At 32.8% G+C, this 15,324-nt stretch carries 16 protein-coding genes; 8 read left to right on the top strand and 8 right to left on the bottom strand.

Annotated elements, in window-relative coordinates:
* On the bottom strand, positions 1–457 hold a 457-nt coding region (locus HRU50_RS14270; protein WP_296351781.1), incomplete at its 3' end, for an ABC transporter ATP-binding protein.
* 108 nt (positions 458–565) lie between these two features.
* Positions 566–1,816, bottom strand: coding sequence for an efflux RND transporter periplasmic adaptor subunit (locus HRU50_RS14265; RefSeq protein ID WP_296351780.1), 1,251 nt, complete (start codon positions 1,814–1,816; stop codon positions 566–568).
* A gap of 207 nt (positions 1,817–2,023) precedes the next feature.
* Here HRU50_RS14265 and HRU50_RS14260 point away from each other — a divergent pair, with 207 nt between their 5' ends.
* The 5 genes from HRU50_RS14260 to HRU50_RS14240 all read left to right on the top strand — a co-directional run bounded on the left by HRU50_RS14260 (position 2,024) and on the right by HRU50_RS14240 (position 6,668).
* On the top strand, positions 2,024–3,376 hold the full coding sequence (locus HRU50_RS14260) for a sigma-54 dependent transcriptional regulator (protein ID WP_296351779.1): 1,353 nt from the start codon (positions 2,024–2,026) through the stop codon (positions 3,374–3,376).
* Entirely contained in the window at positions 3,366–4,709 is a 1,344-nt protein-coding gene (locus HRU50_RS14255; RefSeq protein ID WP_296351778.1) for a HAMP domain-containing sensor histidine kinase, read from the top strand. Before HRU50_RS14260 ends, HRU50_RS14255 begins: the two co-directional genes overlap by 11 nt.
* A 68-nt stretch (positions 4,710–4,777) precedes the next feature.
* Positions 4,778–5,206 (top strand): MarR family transcriptional regulator, encoded by a 429-nt coding sequence (locus HRU50_RS14250; RefSeq protein WP_296351777.1) that lies wholly within the window; start codon positions 4,778–4,780, stop codon positions 5,204–5,206.
* 55 nt (positions 5,207–5,261) lie between these two features.
* Positions 5,262–5,993: an SDR family oxidoreductase gene (locus HRU50_RS14245; protein WP_296351776.1), complete on the top strand. Its 732-nt coding sequence runs from the start codon at positions 5,262–5,264 to the stop codon at positions 5,991–5,993.
* A gap of 24 nt (positions 5,994–6,017) precedes the next feature.
* Positions 6,018–6,668: an NAD(P)-binding domain-containing protein gene (locus HRU50_RS14240; protein WP_296351775.1), complete on the top strand. Its 651-nt coding sequence runs from the start codon at positions 6,018–6,020 to the stop codon at positions 6,666–6,668.
* Positions 6,669–6,742: 74 nt separating this feature from the next.
* Here HRU50_RS14240 and HRU50_RS14235 read toward each other — a convergent pair whose 3' ends face one another.
* The gene (locus tag HRU50_RS14235; protein ID WP_296351774.1) at positions 6,743–7,729 is read right to left on the bottom strand and encodes a hypothetical protein; all 987 of its coding nucleotides are present in this window, start codon (positions 7,727–7,729) and stop codon (positions 6,743–6,745) included.
* A gap of 86 nt (positions 7,730–7,815) precedes the next feature.
* Here HRU50_RS14235 and HRU50_RS14230 point away from each other — a divergent pair, with 86 nt between their 5' ends.
* Positions 7,816–8,544, top strand: coding sequence for a nitroreductase family protein (locus tag HRU50_RS14230; protein ID WP_296351773.1), 729 nt, complete (start codon positions 7,816–7,818; stop codon positions 8,542–8,544).
* A 3-nt stretch (positions 8,545–8,547) separates the two neighbouring features.
* On the opposite strand, the gene HRU50_RS14225 is transcribed toward HRU50_RS14230, so the two are convergent.
* The 5 genes from HRU50_RS14225 to HRU50_RS14205 form a co-directional block, all read right to left on the bottom strand.
* A complete protein-coding gene (locus HRU50_RS14225) occupies positions 8,548–10,965 on the bottom strand; it encodes a protein-disulfide reductase DsbD domain-containing protein (protein WP_296351772.1) in 2,418 nt (805 codons plus the stop codon).
* A 128-nt stretch (positions 10,966–11,093) separates the two neighbouring features.
* Positions 11,094–11,501 (bottom strand): rhodanese-like domain-containing protein, encoded by a 408-nt coding sequence (locus HRU50_RS14220; protein WP_296351771.1) that lies wholly within the window; start codon positions 11,499–11,501, stop codon positions 11,094–11,096.
* A 2-nt stretch (positions 11,502–11,503) separates the two neighbouring features.
* Positions 11,504–11,821 carry a rhodanese-like domain-containing protein gene (locus HRU50_RS14215; protein WP_296351770.1) on the bottom strand — a complete coding sequence of 106 codons (318 nt, stop codon included), beginning with the start codon at positions 11,819–11,821 and terminating at the stop codon, positions 11,504–11,506.
* A gap of 112 nt (positions 11,822–11,933) precedes the next feature.
* Positions 11,934–12,545, bottom strand: coding sequence for a thioredoxin family protein (locus tag HRU50_RS14210; RefSeq protein WP_296351769.1), 612 nt, complete (start codon positions 12,543–12,545; stop codon positions 11,934–11,936).
* 6 nt (positions 12,546–12,551) lie between these two features.
* Positions 12,552–13,100 (bottom strand): TlpA disulfide reductase family protein, encoded by a 549-nt coding sequence (locus HRU50_RS14205; RefSeq protein WP_296351768.1) that lies wholly within the window; start codon positions 13,098–13,100, stop codon positions 12,552–12,554.
* Positions 13,101–13,337: 237 nt separating this feature from the next.
* Here HRU50_RS14205 and HRU50_RS14200 point away from each other — a divergent pair, with 237 nt between their 5' ends.
* Positions 13,338–14,738: an anthranilate synthase component I family protein gene (locus HRU50_RS14200; protein WP_296351767.1), complete on the top strand. Its 1,401-nt coding sequence runs from the start codon at positions 13,338–13,340 to the stop codon at positions 14,736–14,738.
* Between the two features lie 19 nt (positions 14,739–14,757).
* Positions 14,758–15,324 (top strand): aminodeoxychorismate/anthranilate synthase component II, encoded by a 567-nt coding sequence (locus HRU50_RS14195; RefSeq protein ID WP_296351766.1) that lies wholly within the window; start codon positions 14,758–14,760, stop codon positions 15,322–15,324.

The following is a 15,324-nucleotide window of genomic DNA, read 5'->3' as shown; positions in this document are numbered from 1 at the left end:
CTACGGCTACACGTTGTTGCTGACCACCTGATAATTGTTGTGGAAAATGGTTTCTTCGATGCATTATTTGCATTTTCTCCAAAACTTCCTCAACACGTTTCTTACGCTCCGACGGCTTTACTCCTGTGTAAATGAGTGGTAATTCTACATTTTCAAATACCGTAAGCTCATCTATCAGATTAAAGCTTTGAAACACAAAACCAATATTATGTTTACGTAAATCTGAACGCTTACGTTCATTATAACCTGAAACCTCTTCACCATTAAATTTAAAACTTCCACCATCTGGGTCGTCTAGTAAACCTATGATGTTAAGCAAGGTGGATTTACCACATCCTGAAGGTCCCATAATTGCCACAAATTCACCTTCTTTAACTCCAAAGGATAATTTGTTTAACGCAATGGTTTGAACTTCTTCTGTTCTGTAGAATTTTTCTAAGTCCGTAATCTGTATCATTGTATTTATTTTTTATTTAGCTTTTGGCTTTTAGCTTTTAGCTCTATTGGTTATTATTTACTATTCTATTTTGAATTAAACTTTACACTATTTACTATCTACTTCACACTACTTAAGTATCAGTTCTTCAACTTCGCCAAAAGAATCATAACTAGACGTTATAACTTTATCACCTGGGTTCAGTCCTTCAAGAACTTCAAAGTATTCTGTATTTTGACTTCCCAATCTTACATTTACTTTATATGCCGAGCTTCCATCTTCACTAACTTTAAACATCCAATTACCGCCAGTCTTTTGAAAGAATCCACCTTTTGCTACCAATAGTGCCTCCTTTTCAGCACTCAATGCCAATCGAATTTGTAGATTTTGACCTCTTCTTATACCTTGAGGCGTTTCACCTTCAAAAACCATATCAACCTGAAAACGTCCGTTTGTAACCTGTGTGAAAACCTTTTTAATTATTAGTGTGTAACTCTTACCATTCAACTTAAACGTGCCTGATTGACCAGAATAAATTCTGGAGATGTAATGCTCATCTACATCAACTCTTACTTTATAACCTGTTGTTACATCAACTTGTCCTAATCGAGTACCTTTGTTAATCGATTGTCCTATCTCAGCGTCTAATGAAGTTAATTGACCATCAATTGGTGCTCTTACTACTAAATCTCCAACTTTCTTGCGCATAAGTTCTAAGGCACTTTGTGTTCTTGCATACGAGTCTTGAGCTTGTTTAATTTCAAGTTTAGCAGATATAGAATCTTCCGAAAGAACTTGTTTTGCCAATACCATAAGTTCTTTTTGATATTCGAAACTATTTTTTGAAGATTCAAAGTCTTGTCTTCCAATGGCTCCTTTGTCATAAAGACGTTTGTTCAGATTATAAACGCGCTCTGCTTCTATAAGATTATTCTCAACATCCGTAAATCGGTTCTGTCGGTTGATAGTATTTTGTCGTGCTTGATTTTGAGAAATCTGCATTTGAGTCAATAAATTATATACTGAAGTTTCTTGATTGATCAAACTTAATTCTAAATCTGTATTAGAAAGTCTTAAGATTGGTTCTCCTTTTTTAAGCATTGCACCATCCTCTGCAAACTTTTCTTCTACCCTACCACCTTCTAAAGCATCTAAATAAATTGTAGTAATTGGTAAAATGGTACCACTTACTGGAATGTTTTCTTGAAATACTTCTTTTGAAACCGTATGCACAGATAAACGCTCTTTCTGTACATTTAACTTAGAACCGCCAGAAGTCTGTACTATGACAAAAACAATTAAAGCTACAATTGCAATTATTCCTCCAATGAGACCTAACTTTTGTTTTGAAAATTTTTTCTTTTGAATTGGTACGTCCATTTTATTTTTTAATTTGACAGTAATGATATAGTCAAGATGATGCCAAAAACATAACTTATTGTTTTTTAGATATTTACTAATTTTAACCAAGATGAAAGTGTCCGTTTTTGATACACTTTATGTACGATAATGTACACTTACAACATCATATACACTTTTAATATTATTAGCTTTTTGACCTTAAAATAAAATCGTAATATTGTATTCATGGTTTTAAAAAATGCAAGCATATTAGTGGTTGACGACGACGCAGATGTTCTTAATGCATTACGATTACTCCTTAAACCATTAGTGAAAGAGGTTATCGTTGAAAAAAATCCTAATAATATCCATTCTCATCTTAATAAATATTCGTTAGATGCTGTCATTCTAGATATGAATTTTAGTGGATTAGTGAATACAGGAAATGAAGGTATTTTTTGGTTGAATGAAATAAAGAGATTAAAACCTGAGCTTTCTGTTATTTTGATGACCGCATATGCTGATATTGATCTTGCCATACGGAGTCTAAAAGAAGGTGCGTCAGATTTTTTGATGAAACCGTGGAAGAATGAAAAGTTTGTAGAGACCATCAGCTCAATAATCGGCAGTAAAAAATCCAGTTCAAAAACTAAGCAAAATATTTCATCTAATAGCATTGAAATTATTGGTAGTAGTGATTCTATGAATGATGTGTTTGTGAAACTTAAAAAAGTTGCACCTACAGATGCCAATGTTCTAATCTTAGGTGAAAACGGCACTGGAAAAGATCTAATTGCAAGAGCATTACATGATAATTCAAATAGAAAACACAAACCGTTTATAAAGGTTGATGTTGGAGCATTAACCTCTACGTTATTTGAAAGTGAACTTTTTGGTTATAAAAAAGGGGCGTTTACAGGTGCCAATGAAGATCGTCAAGGTCGTTTTGAAGCGGCGAATGGCGGCACTTTATTCTTGGACGAAATTGGAAATATCTCGCTAGGACAGCAAGTAAGACTTCTCACTGTTTTACAAAATAGAGAAGTGAATCCATTAGGATCAAACAAAGCTATCCCTATTGATATTAGACTTATATGTGCAACTAATGAAGATCCAAAGTCTCTTGCAGACGAAAAAAAGTTTAGAAAAGACCTTATATACAGAATTAATACTGTTGATATTACAATTCCTCCGCTTAGAGAACGTGGCACTGATATTACGGAATTGGCACATCACTTTGTTGCTGTTTATGCTGAAAAATACAATAAAAGTGCATTTTCTTTTGATTCAGGATTTATTTCAAAACTTAAAAAGCATGACTTTCCTGGCAACGTGAGAGAACTTCAGTACGTTCTAGAACGTGCTGTAATAATGACAGATGGTAATGTTTTAAAACCTGAGGATTTAGTTTTTTCCACTATAGAACGCACAACCACATCAAAGCCTATTGAATCAACAAGTCTTAATTTAGATGATGTTGAGAAAAACACCATTAAGATGGTGTTAGAAAAACACAAAGGCAACGTTTCTAAATCTGCAAAGGAACTTGGAATTACGAGAGCTGCACTTTACCGTCGATTAGAAAAGTATGAACTATAAAGGCTACATACTTAGATTATACTTTAGAATCGCGCTTTTAATTGGCCTTATTTTTGGTCTCGTTTACCTTATTAACAATGATATGACCACTTATTTAGTGCTTGTTGGTTTAAGTATTGTTTATCTTATTATAAATACTTACACCTTTGTTAAAAGAAGATTTGTGGCTATGGATGATTTTTTTGAAGCCGTCAAATACCGAGATTTTTCAAGATGGTTTCCTGAAGATAGAGGTCCTAAGGATATTCGATTTCTATATAAAGGTTTCAATGAAATTAACAGAACCATAAAAGAAATTAACTCTCAAAACCAAGCGCAATATGTTTATCTCCAGAAAATTTTAGAAATGGTAGATATTGGCATTATCGCATTTAATTTAGATGACGGTAATGTACTTTGGTCTAACGATTCTTTTGGTGAGATTTTAGATTTGCCTTCATTTAAAAACATCAGGTTTGTTGAGAATAGAAAACCAGAACTATTCAGTACTATTTTTGAAACATATTACAGAACACCAAATTCAATATCTGTAGCACTTCAAAACGAAAATCTTAAGATTTTAATATCAGACACCATTTTTCAAGTTGAAGAAGATGCTTTCAAATTAATAGTAATACAAAACATTGATGATACCTTAAACAAAAATGAATCAGAATCATGGAAGAAATTATTGAGTGTTATGACACATGAAATTATGAATTCCATAGCACCAATTTCTTCATTAGCGGACACTTTACAATCAAATTTGCAATTGGCAATAGAAAACCCTGATGCATCTAATCTTGAGCTTGAGGACTTAAATTCCGGAATTAAAACCATAAAAAATAGAAGCGAAGGATTATTAAAGTTTGCCAAGACTTACCGTAGTTTAAGTAAGGTCACAAATCTCAACTTAGAAAGAGTAAGAATATCAGAGCTATTTAATAATATTCAGTTATTAATGGCACCTTCAATAAAAGCTAAAAATATTGAAATAGACTTCACTATTTCTGGGCCAAAACTAGAGTTGGATATTGACACACATCTTATTGAGCAAGTTCTTATAAATCTATTATTGAATGCTGTTGACGCTTGCAAGCACAAAGAAGATGCCCAAATAAAAGTACAAGCTACACAAAATAAAAATAGAGATATTGTTATTAAAATTTATGACAACGGTTCTGGAATTCCTCAAGATATCTTAGAAAATATCTTTGTACCATTTTTTACCAGTAAAGCTACTGGCAGTGGGATTGGCCTGAGTCTTTGTAAACAAATTATGCTACTTCATAAAGGTCGAATTTTAGTAAAAAGTATTGAAGGAGAAGGCACTGTATTTAGCCTAGTTTTTTAAAATTAAATTTATTTAAAAATTATTTTATTTGTATGTACAAACATTTTTTTATATTTGTACACTCAATCATGGAAAGCACCAAATCAAAATATTGTAATTGTTTATACCATTCTGCAAATGCGTTTGCACGTGTAATGACTAAAATGGCTGATGAAGCTTTTGCACCTACTGGTTTATCTACTTCATATGCTTTTTTACTTATGACTGTTAATGAATCACCAGGTATACAACCAAAAGCCATAAGTTGCCAAATGCAACTTACACCATCTACTGTAACTCGTCTTATAGAAAAAATGGAATATCGTGGTTTACTAGAGCGTAAATCTAAAGGTCGTGCTACAGAAGTGTTTCCTACTGAAAATGCTTTGGCACTAAGACCAGTTTTAAAAACTGCGTGGCAAAGTTTATACCGTCAATACACAGACATACTGGGAAAAGAAGTAGCAGATAAATTAACTGACGACATACATCAAGCTTACACCATGATAGAGCAGTAAAAAAATTGAAACATACTTATTTGTATGTACAAACATTAAAATAAATATTCAAATTATGAAAAAAGTAGCATTAGTAACAGGCGCAAACAAAGGTTTAGGATACCAAACTGCGAAAGAATTAGGACAAAATGGAATTAAAGTGCTCGTAGGTGCACGAAATGAAGAACGTGGAAACAACGCCGTATCACAGTTGAAAAATGAAGGCATTGACGCCGAATTTGTTCAATTGGACGTGGCAAGTGCAGACAGCATTAAAGATGCTGTAAAAACCATTAGTGAGAACTATGACCAGCTCGATATTTTAGTAAACAATGCTGGGATGATTCATGCTAAAGAAAGTTGGGATGCGGATAGTGTAAATTCCTTAACACAAGACATCTTACGAAATACCTTTGAAACAAACTTCTTTGGTCTTGTTGACCTTACACAACAATTGGTACCACTTATTAAGAAAAGTGCGCAAGGAAACATCGTAAATGTTTCGAGTATATTAGGTTCTTTAGAAGAAGCAAATAATCCAAAGTCTGATTATTATCAAGTAAAACCATTTGCTTATAATGCCTCAAAAGCAGCGGTTAACTCTTATACCATTCACTTAGCAGCAGCTTTAAAGAACGATAAGATAAAAGTAAACTCTGCGCATCCAGGTGGGGTACAGACAGACTTAGGTACTGAGCATGCACCACTTACAGTAAAACAAGGCGCTAGAACAATTGTAGATTTAGCGCTTGACACTTCTGAAAAAACAGCTCAGTTTGAACATTTAGGTCAAACTATTGCCTGGTAAAAAAAATTATCAATAAAAACTAAAATGATGAAAAGAATAGGAATCATAGGTTCTGGTACAGTAGGAAAATCATTGGGTGAAGGTTTTGTAAAATACAACCACAACATTATGCTCGGCACCAGAAATACAGATAAACTCTCAGAATGGAAAAACCAATTAGGGGAAAATGCACAACTAGGAAGTGTTGACGAAACTGCAAAATTTGGGGATATTTTAATACTTGCAACTAAAGGTACAGCAGCAAAAGATGTTATAAAATCTTTAGACAAAAAAGATTTGATGAATAAAACGATTATAGATGCCACAAACCCTATTTCGGATGTTGCACCAGAAGATGGTGTATTAAAATTTTTCACTGAAAAGGATAAATCCTTAATGGAAGAATTACAAGATATCGTGCCGGAAGCTAACTTTGTGAAAGCATTCAACACTATTGGAAGTGCTCTTATGGTCAACCCAGAATTTGAAAGTCAACCAACAATGTTTATTGCTGGTAATAATACAGATGCAAAAAGTGAAGTTGCCGAGATTGTAGAACAGTTTGGTTTTGAAGCTGAAGATATGGGCACAGCAAAAGCCAGTAACGTAATTGAACAGTTATGTATTTTATGGTGTATCCCAGGATTTAGAGACAACAAATGGAATCATGCCTTTAAACTTTTAAAGTCCAAATAACATATACATCATTTTGCAAGTAATTTGAACATGTTCTTTAATGTACAGGACATGTTCAAATCGTTTGTGAATTCTTAATTCTTTACCCTAGCTAAAGCTTTTAAAACCTCTCTTATGGTTACGGCATTCAATGGAAACTCCAAAAATACATGTAAAAGGCTTAAAAAGAATAATACAAAAAGACCTGTACTGTAATCATAAAGGTAAATTCCAACAGAAAATAACCAGATTCCAATAATATATTTCATCCTTGTAGTTGTGATGCTTTTCTTCCATCCTATTATAGATGTTTTTGAAAACCAATTGAGATAATGATAGGTATACGCAAAGGCAATAAATACTTGTACTTTTACAATTACCGAAGTCGTTAGTGCAATCTTAGATTTATCTATCTCTTCAATTAGTCCAGCAACTGTAGTGTTAAGTGATAAAAAACCACTTTTAATGAAAGTATCTTCGGTAAACTTTGAAATTTTATATGTAGAAGGCACAATATCTATAAAAATTAATACCACAGGAACCGCAATCAATAAAACTACACTTATAATTCCTGCTTTAGAATAACTCTTAAGCATGCCATATATCATAAAAAGTAATGTAAATACATAAACATGAAGCAAAGTTGGAAGAAACATGCCCATTGCTATAACAATTTTAGGCACAAGAAGAAAGCATACCAACCCTATTATAATGCTTCCTAAAAATACGACAAACAACTGTTTTAACTTAGTAATAAAAAGTAACCCTACAGAAAAGACAAAAAGCGTAAAGAAAATAATAGACTTTTTAGAACTTAACAATTGAATAAAATCATTATCTATATAACGAAGAAAAGGAAAGGCAGCCACCGAGCACGCTATCATGATAAAAACACGATATACTTGATTTCTCGATTTTAAAAAATAGTTTTTATCATCTAACCAATTAATCTCTGTGAGATAGTGTAATGGTCCTAAAAAAGCATATGAAAACAAAAAGAGCTCAAAAGGTAAAAATACAGCTATAACAAACGCTAAAATTATAAGACCTATATTGATATAATCTATGGTTTCGTTTTTCATTATGAAGCTCAAGATAAGCTTTAAATTGAAAATTGAATTTATTATTATAATCTAATCTTGTATTTTGTTTAACTCAAAATTTAAATATGGAAAAAACAGTTTCAGAAGCTATTGCTTACAGACGTTCTACAAGAGTTTATAAAGAGGATGTTCTAGACACAAAAAAAGTAAAACAGTGTTTGGTAAATGCATCCTTAGCACCAACAAGTAGTAATCTTCAACTCTGGGAATTTTACCATGTCACTAATCCTGAAACTTTAAAACAACTAGCACAAGCATGTTTTAATCAAAGTGCTGCAAAAACTGCAAAACAATTAGTAGTTGTTGTAGCAAGGAAAGACTTATGGAAAAAACGTGCTAAAGCCAATATCGATTTTCTGAATAAAGTATTTGACAAAGAAGACCTAACAGAACGTGAAATCAAACGTAAAAAAATGGCTTTGAGTTATTATACAAAGCTAATTCCTACTATTTATTTCGATTTTTTAGGGATACTTGGTTACATTAAATTTATGGTATTTCAAGTTATTGGCCTCTTTAAACCTGTCTACAGACAAGTACGACAGAGTGATATGCGTATTGTTGCTCATAAAAGTGCAGGTTTGGCAGCGCAAAACTTTATGACTAGTATGGCGGCCATTGGCTATGATACTTGTCCTATGGAAGGCAGTGATACCTTAAGAGTCAAACAAGTACTAGATTTACCTCGAAGTGCTGAGGTAAATATGGTTATTGGTTGTGGTATAAGAGATGATAAAGGCATCTATGGTCCACGCTTTAGAGTACCTTTTGAACAAGTTTATTTTGAAAAATAAAGTTTATTTAAACGTGCCAATACCTTCTTTTAACCAATCGTGATAATCGTCGACATCAGGTGTGTAACCAACTGGATCTAGAAGATTAGTTTCATCATGATCCATTAACACATAAAAAGGTTGTGTATTAGTCTTATATTTTACGGTTTGTAACTCGCTCCATTTTTGACCAATATATCTTAACTTTTTTCCAGGTCTTAATTGAGACTCCGTGATTTCATCTTCTTCAAGAGGTCTTTTATCATCAACATATAGTGAAATCAGTACAATATCATTTTTTAAAATTCCTAGAACTTTATCTTTCGCCCAAACATTCTGTTCCATCTTTCTACAATTAACACATGCCCAACCCGTAAAATCAATCATCACAGGTTTATTGACTTCTTTTGCATAAGCCAAACCTTTATCATAATCATTAAATGCAAGTATATCATGCGGTGCTAACAAATGCGCTCCATCTGGTAAATCTGCATGACTATTTGAAGATGATCCGCCACCTTTAGAATTTCCTACACCATATGGTGATTCGCTGTAATCCATTGGCGGTGGAAATGCACTTATTAAATTTAATGGCGCACCCCAAAGTCCTGGAATCATATATATTGTAAATGACAAGGTTACTAATCCTAACATTAATCTTCCTACCGAAATATGAGTTAATGGTGAATCATGAGGTAGTCTAATTTTTCCAAATAGGTATAAGGCTAATGCACCAAATACTGCTATCCAAATGGCTAAGAAGACTTCACGTTCTAGGAAATGTAGTTGTAATACCAAATCTGCTTGGGATAGAAATTTAAAGGCTAATGCTAATTCTAAAAACCCTAGAACAACTTTTACCGTATTCAACCAACCTCCAGATTTTGGCAATGAATTTAACCAACCTGGGAATGCAGCAAATAATGCAAATGGTAATGCTATTGCAGTTGAAAACCCTAACATACCTATTACTGGCGCAACACCACCTTTAGAAGCTGCTTCTACTAAAATTGTACCTACAATTGGCCCAGTACAAGAAAAAGAAACAATAGCCAATGCTAATGCCATAAAGAATATACCAATAAGTCCTCCTTTATCCGCTTGTCTATCTGCTTTATTTGCCCATGAGTTTGGTAGAACAATTTCAAAAGCACCTAAGAATGAGATTGCAAATACCACTAAGAGCAAGAAGAAAATGAGATTAAACCAAACATTAGTAGCGAGAGCATTCAAAGCATCTGCACCAAAAATGGCTGTAATTATGGTACCTAATAAAACATAGATAACAATAATTGATAACCCATAAATTATTGCATTTCTAACACCTTTCGCTTTAGATTCACTCTGCTTTATAAAGAAGCTTACTGTCATTGGTATCATAGGAAACACACATGGTGTTAATAAGGCTAAGAACCCTGAGAGAAACGCAACAAAAAAGATAGACCATAATCCTCTTTCTGAATCCTTTTTTGAAGAATCATTCTCTGAAATATCCGAAGCTTCAGCAACTGAAGTTTTCGTTAAATCAAAAATTAAGTCTACATAGGTTGGTGACGTACATTGCCTATCATCACAAGCCATAAAACTTACCTCACCTTTAAGATTTGCTAGATTAGGTTCCGTAATCTTTATTACCTGTCTAAACTCCGCTTTATCCTTGAAGAACTTAATCTTCATGTTGAATATCTTATCCTCAACCTCTTTCCCTTTTCCTTCAGATGTCTTATCTACCAATTCTGAACCCTCAACTATCTCATAATTAAACTCTGTTGGTATTGGTCCACCTTCAGGTACATTTTGCGAGTATAATTTCCAGCCTTTTTCAATAGATGCTGTAGATACTAAAACAAATTCATTATCAGATATTTTCTCTACTGCTGTACTCCACGTTACTGGATTAACTATGCCTTGATTTAATCCTGACGAATCTACTTCAAACAAACCTGATGACGCTATTTTATCTGTAGCTAAATCTTCACTCTGAGCTGGTATTTTAAAAACTAAATCCACATAATTTGGTGGCAAACATTTGGTGTCATCACATACCATAAACTCAACTTCACCTTTAACTAGCGATAATTCTTTATTCACCAATGTTATGCGTTGCTTAAATTGTGCTTTGTTTTCAAAAAAGGTTACTTTCATTCCAAAAACAGGGTCATCTACTGTATGTCCTTTCGCTTCTTCAGTATTACCTTTTAAACCAAAACCTGAATCTTCTACATACGTGAACGTTGTTGGAATTGGACCGCCATCTGGTACATTTTGAGAATATAAGTGCCAACCAGCATCTATAGTAGCCGTTGAGATTAAATCGTACTCTTCATCTGAAATCTTCTCAACAGTCGTTTCCCATTTTACTGGTTCAAATACTTGTGAGTGTATTTTAAAACTTAAAGCTAAAAGAGCTAAGCAAAAAAGAAGTGATTTTTTAAATACCATAAATTAAATCTTAGATAGCAAATGTAAATATTTGCTTTAATCAGTCGCCTAATTTATAAAATCCTTAAGAATAAAAAGTGAAGAATTAAGGAATAAAAAAACCGAGCGTTGTGCTCGGTTGAATACTATTAGGATTTTACTTCAATTTTTAATTTTTCTGAGTGTTCCCATTTAGAAATGCCACCTTCTAAATCGTATACCTTTTCAAAGCCAGCTTCTTTCATTTTTTTAGCGCATTTTGCACTGCGATGTCCTCCTTTACAATATAAAATTACAGGCTTTTCCTTATCTAACTTCTCTATATCCTCATCAAAGGTTGGAGAAAGAAAATCAATATTTTGAGCATTTGCTATTCTCACTTCTTGATATTCTTCAGGTGTACGCACATCGACTAATTGCACATCTTCCATTTCTAAAATAGATTGCATTTCGTCTGCAGTAACTAATTTAATTTCATCGCTTTCTGACTTATCAAGACAGCTTGTAAAACAAACTAGCAGCCCAATAAGACAAATAATTGATTGTAATTTCTTCATATTTATTTTGATTGAATGATTTCTCCAGACCAATCCATAATTCCACCTACCAGATTATAAGCATTATCAAAACCTAACTGGTTCATGACACTGCAAGCTTGCCCACTTCTTCCGCCAGATTTGCAGTACACATAATAATTCTTAGACTTATCTAACTGCTCAACCTCATCAATAAAACCTTGACCTTTAAATATGTCTATATGGATGGCATTAGGGATAATTCCCCTATCTACTTCTTCCTGTGTTCTAACATCTAAAATAATCGCATTATTGTCCTCTTCTAATTGTTTTGTCCAATCTTTTTGCGATAAATCTGCCATAATCAATAATTTAGATAAACAAAATTAACATTTCTTTATGAGATAGACGAAAAAAAATCCGAAGTGTTACACATCGGATTTAATTTTTAACATATTTCTGTTTTAAGAAAGTTTAAACTTTAATCGTACATCCGATTGCTCTTGTCTCTTTAACTTTAACCTCTTCATCTTTCAATAATGCATCAACAGCATCTTCGACGTATTTTTCATTGACCTGTGAGGCATCTTTGTAATTATCATCAATAGCACCGATATACTTTACTTCATTTCCTTTACTTGTCTTCTCAAGGATATAGATATGCGGTGTTTTAGTTGCCCCATACTGAGGATATATTTTTTGTCCTTTATCCATTAAATACGGAAATGTAAATCCTTTTGCTTTAGCTCTAGCTCTCATAGATTCCATATTATCACCAGGCTTAACCTCAATATTATTTGGCATGATCGCTATAACCGGATAACCTTTTGAGGCATACTTTTTATTTAATGCTTCTACTCTATCTTCATAAGCAACTGCATAAGGACATGTATTACAGGTAAATACAACGATAAAGCCCTTTGCATCCTTATAATCAGATAGAGAAACCATGTTGCCATCAATATTTTCTAGGCTAAAATCTGTGGCAATATCACCAACCTTATAACCCGGATTTTCAGGTTTTAATGTAAATGCCGAAAGCGTTATTGCTAACACTAGTACCGCTAAAAGTCTTAAATGTTTCATTGTGTATTAATTTAAAAATTGTTGTATTTCTTTTTCTAATTCTTCTTTAGTAAAAGATTGTTCATAGAACTTTCTTTTACTTTTATTATATATAATTGTTGCAGGCAAAGCACCTGACCAATCGTTATTTATTGCGGGAATCCAGCGGTTTTGATTGGTATCATCAAAGGCAACAACTTTTGATTTTAAGTCGTACTTTTTAATGAAAGGCTTCAACTGTGATTCATATTTATTCGGAAAATCTAAACTTACCAATAACACTTCTACATTATCAGCTTTATATTTCTTATTCATATCTTCAAAATACGGTAATTCTTTCACACAAGGACCACACCACGTCGCCCAAAAATTCACAACATGTATCTTATTGTCTTTTTTATTGATAATTGGTTCTAATCCGTCATAATCATAAATTTCTAATTCAATATCAGAAACATCAACAATGCCAGTCTTTTTATCAATCTCTTTTGCCAAATTTGTTTCTTGAATAGTCTCAGAGACATCATTCTTACAAGAAAACAAAAGAAGACTGAGTAATAATAAAATTCGTCTCATGCCATAAAAATATTAATCGATTTATAGAGATATTTAAGAATTAACAAAAAATTAATTGATTTGCTTGAAAATAAAAATTATCATTTCTATCTTTGACTTGTATGAATTTTACAAAAACAAATAATTGGTGGTGGAACTTTCGAAACTCATATTTCGTGAAGTAACCCTTTATTATTTTAACAATACAAAAAAGGCTTGTCATTCACGACAAGCCTTTTTTCAATTTTATAGCAAAACATGAAAACTTTTAGTCTATATACAAATTATAAGCAAATACTTGCAGACACTATAACACCTGTTAGTGTTTATTTAAAAATAAGGGATCATTACCCAAACAGCATCCTACTAGAGAGTAGTGATTACCATGCTAATGATAATAGTTTTTCATACATCTGTTTCAACCCTATTGCATCGATTAAAATAGAAAATGGTAAGATAGAACAAAGCTTTCCTGATGGTAGTACCAAGAGCAACAACATAAACAGTACAAATGTCACTGAAGAAATTCACAAGTTTACGAAACGGTTTAAGGTAAACTCTGATAAGGAATTCAAATTTATCAATAATGGTATTTTCGGATACACAGCATATGATGCCGTACGTTATTTTGAAGATATTGAAATTACCAATAAAAAAAATTCAATTTCAATTCCAGATATCTTTTATTCAGTTTATCAAAATATTATTGCCATAAATCATCATAAAAATGAGGCTTACATATTTGCACATTGTTTTAATATTGAAAGTAATATTGAAGATATTCTTCAACTTATTCAAAACAAACAATTTGCCTCTTACACATTTAACAGTGAAGGTCAAATAGCATCTAATCTAACAGATGAAGAGTATAAAGATCATGTTGCGCTTGGAAAGAAACATTGTGCAAGAGGTGATGTTTTTCAGTTAGTACTTTCAAAGAAGTTTGAGCAAGGATTTAAAGGTGATGAATTTAATGTATACAGAGCACTACGCAGTATAAACCCTTCCCCATACTTATTTTACTTTGATTATGGTGATTTTAAAATTTTTGGCAGCTCTCCAGAAGCACAATTAATCGTAAGTGAAGGTAAAGCTGAAATTCATCCAATTGCTGGCACATTTAAACGCACAGGTAATGATGAAAAAGATGCAGAATTAGCTAAAAAACTCATTGCCGACGAAAAAGAAAACAGTGAACATGTTATGCTTGTAGATCTTGCTAGAAATGACCTAAGTAGACACGGAAATAATGTACAAGTAGACAACTATAGAGAAGTTCAGTTTTTTTCGCATGTCATTCACTTAGTAAGTAAAGTAACTGGACAAAAGCATAAAAACACAACAACAATGCAAGTCGTTGCTGACACTTTCCCTGCAGGCACTTTAAGTGGTGCACCAAAACATATGGCAATGCAGCTAATTGATAAATATGAAAAAACCAATAGAGGATATTATGGTGGTGCGATTGGGTTTATGGATTTTGCAGGTAATTTTAATCATGCAATAATGATTAGAACTTTTCTCAGTAAGAACCATAAGTTGCATTGGCAAGCAGGTGCTGGAATTGTTTCCAAATCTAATGAAGCCGATGAATTACAAGAAGTATATAATAAATTAGGAGCATTAACTAAAGCCATAAAATTAGCCGAAGAGATATAAAATAGTGTTTATAAAAATTATGAAAAAAGTATTAGTCATAGATAATTACGATAGTTTCACATATAATCTGGTTCACTATATAGAAGATTTAGAATGTGAAGTAACAGTTAAAAGAAACGATAAAGTCTCTATAGAAGAAATTGCTGATTATGATAAAATTGTGCTTTCGCCTGGGCCTGGGATTCCTGACGAAGCAGGCTTGCTCAAATCAATTATAGAAATCTATGCACCATCAAAACCTATTTTTGGTGTGTGTTTAGGTCAACAAGCTATTGGTGAAGTTTTCGGTGGTTCATTAAATAATTTAAAAGAGGTTTATCATGGTGTTGCAACCACAGTAACCACAACTGTTGATGATGAAGTATTGTTTCAGAATATGGATAAATCCTTTGAAGTAGGTCGTTACCACTCTTGGGTAATTGACAAGAATCTACCCGAAAGCTTGGAAATAACCTCAATTGACGAACATGGCCAAATAATGTCCTTGAGACACAAGGTTTATGACGTACGTGGAGTGCAATTTCATCCAGAATCTGTGCTTACCCCAAACGGAAAACAAATGTTAGAAAATTGGTTAAAAAGCTAG

It is taken from the genome of Winogradskyella sp. (assembly GCF_013213835.1).
GTDB lineage: Bacteria > Bacteroidota > Bacteroidia > Flavobacteriales > Flavobacteriaceae > Winogradskyella.
Note: the sequence above shows the minus strand (reverse complement) of the source record. Positions and strands in the feature narration are given on the sequence as shown.